The 5,141-nt window shown below is 70.3% G+C and carries 3 protein-coding genes; all 3 read left to right on the forward strand.

The window, feature by feature from the left end; translation table 11 throughout:
* Positions 1–216: 216 nt before the first annotated feature.
* Complete coding sequence (locus tag CCN35_RS20990) at positions 217–2,157, forward strand: acyl-CoA dehydrogenase family protein (protein ID WP_067395481.1); 1,941 nt, start codon at positions 217–219, stop codon at positions 2,155–2,157.
* 173 nt (positions 2,158–2,330) lie between these two features.
* Positions 2,331–3,593 (forward strand): 1-deoxy-D-xylulose-5-phosphate reductoisomerase, encoded by a 1,263-nt coding sequence (dxr, locus tag CCN35_RS20995; RefSeq protein WP_067395478.1) that lies wholly within the window; start codon positions 2,331–2,333, stop codon positions 3,591–3,593.
* A gap of 8 nt (positions 3,594–3,601) precedes the next feature.
* Positions 3,602–4,894, forward strand: coding sequence for a M50 family metallopeptidase (locus CCN35_RS21000; protein WP_086793897.1), 1,293 nt, complete (start codon positions 3,602–3,604; stop codon positions 4,892–4,894).
* Positions 4,895–5,141: the final 247 nt, after the last annotated feature.

Here is a 5,141-nt window from a genome sequence, read left to right on the forward strand (position 1 = left end):
CCGGGCCATCCGAATGGAGCACACGACTGGTCGCCGTGCCGCGCTCGCCCGATGCTGGGTGACACCGCATCGAAGCAGAACGGCACAGAACGGTGGACTGCGAGCGTCCGTGCGCGAGGGGTGGTGGGTCCACCCGGTATCGGGTACATACGGTCCAGTAGCACCGGTCAGTAACGGACTGCCCTCACAATTCCTATTCGCGGCGAGGTGAGCCTCATGTCCGCACCAACGTCCAGCAAGCCCGTCGTCACCGAGCGCGAGGCGCGCGAGGTGGCGGAGGCCGCCCGGGAGCAGGACTGGCGCAAGCCCAGCTTCGCCAAGGAGCTGTTCCTCGGCCGGTTCCGGCTCGACCTCATCCATCCGCACCCGCTCCCGGCCGAGGAGGACGTCCAGCGCGGTGAGGAGTTCCTCGCCAAGCTCCGCGACTTCTGCGAGACGAAGATCGACTCGGCCCGGATCGAACGGGACGCGCGGATCCCGGACGAGGTCATCACCGGCCTCAAGGAGCTCGGCGCCCTCGGTATGAAGATCGACACCAAGTACGGCGGGCTCGGCCTGACCCAGGTCTACTACAACAAGGCCCTCGCCCTGGCCGGCTCCGCCAGCCCCGCGGTCGGCGCGCTGCTCTCCGCGCACCAGTCGATCGGCGTGCCGCAGCCGCTGAAGCTCTTCGGCACCCAGGAGCAGAAGGACACCTTCCTGCCGCGCTGCGCCCGTACCGACATCTCCGCCTTCCTGCTCACCGAGCCGGACGTGGGCTCCGACCCGGCGCGTCTGGCGACCACGGCCGTTCCCGACGGCGACGACTACATCCTCGACGGGGTCAAGCTGTGGACGACCAACGGAGTGGTCGCCGACCTCCTCGTCGTCATGGCGCGCGTGCCGAAGTGCGAGGGCCACCGGGGCGGCATCACCGCCTTCGTCGTCGAGGCCGCCTCCGAGGGCGTCACGGTGGAGAACCGCAACTCCTTCATGGGCCTGCGCGGCATCGAGAACGGCGTCACCCGCTTCCACCGGGTGCGCGTCCCGGCCGCCAACCGCATCGGCGAGGAGGGCCAGGGCCTGAAGATCGCCCTGACCACCCTCAACACCGGCCGGCTGTCCCTGCCCGCGATGTGCGCGGGCGCGGGCAAGTGGTGCCTGAAGATCGCCCGGGAGTGGTCGGCGGCCCGCGAGCAGTGGGGCAAGCCGATCGCGCTGCACGAGGCGATCGGTTCGAAGATCTCCTTCATCGCGGCCACCACCTTCGCGCTGGAGGCGGTGCTCGAGCTGTCCTCCCAGATGGCCGACGAGGACCGCAACGACATCCGCATCGAGGCCGCCCTCGCCAAGCTCTACGGCTCGGAGATGGCCTGGAGGATGGCGGACGAGCTGGTCCAGATCCGCGGCGGCCGCGGCTTCGAGACGGCCGAGTCCCTCGCCGCCCGCGGCGAACGCGCGGTCCCCGTCGAGCAGATGCTGCGCGACCTGCGCATCAACCGCATCTTCGAGGGGTCCACCGAGATCATGCACCTGCTGATCGCCCGTGAGGCCGTCGACGCCCATCTCTCGGTCGCCGGCGACCTCATCGACCCCGACAAGTCCCTGTCGGACAAGGCGAAGGCGGGCATGAACGCCGGTGCCTTCTACGCCAAGTGGCTGCCGAAGCTGGTCGCCGGCCCCGGACAGCTTCCGCGTTCGTACGCCGAGTTCCACCCGCCCGGCCACCGCGACCTCTCGACCCACCTGCGCTACGTCGAACGCCACGCCCGCAAGCTCGCCCGCTGCACCTTCTACGCCATGTCCCGCTGGCAGGGCCGGATGGAGACCAAGCAGGGCTTCCTCGGCCGGATCGTCGACATCGGCGCCGAACTGTTCGCGATGAGCGCGGCCTGCGTGCGTGCCGAACTCCTGCGCACCCGGGGCGACCACGGCCGCGAGGCCTACCAGCTCGCCGACGCCTTCTGCCGTCAGGCCCGCATCCGCGTCGACGAACTCTTCGGCCGCCTGTGGACCAACACCGACGACCTGGACCGCAAGGTCGTCAAGGGCGTCCTCAACGGCCTCTACACCTGGCTGGAGGAGGGCGTCATCGACCCCTCGGACGACGGACCGTGGATCGCCGAGGCGGAACCGGGCCCCTCCCGCCGCAAGAACGTGCACCGGCCGATCCGCTGAGGCCGGCCACGGACACGGCACGGCGGATCCCGGGGCCCGGCGGGCGCGGTGACGGGCGGACCGGCCGCGCCCGCCGGGCGGCGCGGGACTTCGGGGAACGCGATGTCCGGCCGTGTCCCCGGCTCGGGGGACGTGCTGTCCTGCCGGGCATCCGCTGCCGCCACAATGGGGGGATGAGCGACAGTCCAGCCCCCCTCGCCGATCCGCATCTCGTCTTCGACCCCGTGACCGGGGACGGACCCAGGGATGTGGTGATCCTCGGATCCACCGGGTCCATCGGCACCCAGGCCATCGACCTCGTGCTGCGCAACCCGGACCGTTTCAGGGTGACCGGGCTCTCCGCCAACGGCGGACGGGTCGGACTCCTCGCCGAGCAGGCGTACCGGCTCCGGGTGCGGACCGTCGCGGTGGCCCGCGAGGACGCCGTACCGGCGCTGCGCGAGGCGCTGTCCGCACAGTACGGGGCGGGGGAGCCGCTGCCCGAGATCCTCGCCGGGCCCGACGCGGCCGCCCAGCTCGCCGCCTCCGACTGCCACACCGTTCTCAACGGCATCACCGGTTCCATCGGCCTCGCCCCGACCCTTGCCGCTCTGGAGGCGGGCCGTACGCTCGCGCTCGCCAACAAGGAGTCGCTCATCGTCGGCGGCCCGCTGGTCAAGGCCCTGGCCAAGCCGGGGCAGATCATCCCCGTGGACTCCGAGCACGCCGCCCTCTTCCAGGCGCTGGCCGCCGGGACGAGAGCCGATGTGCGCAAGCTCGTCGTCACCGCCTCCGGCGGACCCTTCCGGGGCCGCACCAAGGAGGAACTCACCCATGTCACCGTCGAGGACGCCCTCGCCCACCCCACCTGGGCCATGGGGCCGGTGATCACCGTCAACTCCGCCACCCTGGTCAACAAGGGCCTGGAGGTCATCGAGGCGCACCTGCTGTACGACATTCCCTTCGACCGCATTGAGGTGGTCGTGCATCCGCAGTCGTATGTCCACTCGATGATCGAGTTCATTGACGGATCCACGCTCGCCCAGGCGACGCCCCCCGACATGCGCGGGCCCATCGCCATCGGCCTCGGCTGGCCCGACCGCGTCCCCGACGCCGCCCCCGCCTTCGACTGGAGCACCGCGTCGACCTGGGAGTTCTTCCCCCTCGACAACGACGCCTTCCCCTCCGTCGAGCTCGCCCGGCACGTGGGCCGGCTCGGCGGCACCGCCCCGGCCGTGTTCAACGCCGCCAACGAGGAGTGCGTCGACGCGTTCCTGCGCGGCGCACTGCCCTTCAACGGAATCATGGAGACCGTGACACAAGTGGTCGAGGAACACGGCACTCCCCGTACGGGAACCGCCCTCACCGTGGCGGACGTCCTCGAGGCGGAGACCTGGGCCCGCGCCCGGGCCCGGGAACTGACAGCGCAGACGGCGACCGCGGAGGCGCGCGCATGACGTCCCTGATGATGATCCTCGGCATAGTCGTCTTCGTGGTCGGCCTGCTGGTCTCGATCGCCTGGCACGAGCTGGGGCATCTGTCCACCGCCAAGTTCTTCGGCATCCGCGTGCCGCAGTACATGGTGGGTTTCGGCCCGACCCTGTGGTCGCGGCAGAAGGGCGAGACGGAGTACGGCATCAAGGCCATCCCCCTCGGCGGCTACATCCGCATGATCGGCATGTTCCCGCCGGGCGACGACGGCCGGATCACCGCACGCTCCACCTCGCCCTGGCGCGGCATGATCGAGGATGCCCGCGCGGCGGCCTTCGAGGAGCTGGAACCCGGGGACGAGAAGCGCCTGTTCTACACACGTGCTCCGTGGAAGCGGATCATCGTGATGTTCGCGGGGCCCTTCATGAACCTGGTCCTCGCGTTCGTGCTGTTCCTGATCGTCCTGATGGGCTTCGGCATCTCGCAGCAGACGACCACCGTCAGCTCGGTCTCCCAGTGCGTCATCGCACAGAGCGAGAACCGCGACACCTGCAGGAAGACCGACCCCCTCTCCCCGGCCGCGGCCGCGGGCCTGAAGGCCGGCGACACGATCGTCTCCTTCAACGGGGTGAGGACCGACAACTGGGACCAGCTCTCCAACCTCATCCGCGCCAACCCCGGCAAGGAGGTGCCGATCGTCGTCGAGCGGGACGGCCGGGACGTCACCCTGCACGCGAAGATCGCCACGAACCAGGTCGCCAAGAAGGACTCCCGCGGCCAGATCGTCCCGGGCGAGTACGTCGAAGCCGGCTTCCTCGGCTTCAGCGCCGCCAACGGCATCGTCCGCCAGGACTTCGGCCAGTCCCTGACCTGGATGGGCGACCGCCTCGGCGAGGCCGCCCACTCCATCGCGAGCCTGCCCGCCAAGGTGCCCGCCCTGTGGAACGCGGCCTTCGACGGCGCCCCCCGCGAGCCCGACTCCCCGATGGGCGTGGTCGGCGCGGCCCGCGTCGGCGGCGAGATCTTCACCCTGGACATCCCGCCCACCCAGCAGCTGGCCATGGCCCTGATGCTGGTCGCCGGCTTCAACCTCTCCCTGTTCCTGTTCAACATGCTCCCGCTGCTGCCGCTCGACGGCGGTCATATCGCGGGCGCCCTGTGGGAGTCGCTGCGCCGGCATCTGGCACGGCTGCTGCGCCGCCCGGACCCGGGTCCCTTCGACGTGGCGAAGCTGATGCCGGTGGCCTATGTGGTGGCGGGCGTGTTCATCTGCTTCACCCTGCTCGTCCTCGTCGCCGACGTCGTCAACCCCGTCAGAATCTCCTAGCCACCCGCCGCCGGAAGGGGGCCGGGCGGATCTTCCGTCCGGCCCCCTTTCCCCTGTGCGGTCCGCGGCCCCTTCCCGCGGGTGGTTTGGCGGGTGGGATGTGCCGCCGTGCACGGCGGTGCCGTAACCTCAAGGCCTGAAAGCCCCCGCCGCTGACCGGGGCCGGACCTTGATCCACGACTTGGGGTTGCACAGCAGATGACTGCGATTTCTCTCGGCATGCCGTCCGTCCCGACCAGGCTCGCCG

Source organism: Streptomyces thermovulgaris (assembly GCF_002155915.1).
Lineage (GTDB): Bacteria > Actinomycetota > Actinomycetes > Streptomycetales > Streptomycetaceae > Streptomyces > Streptomyces thermovulgaris.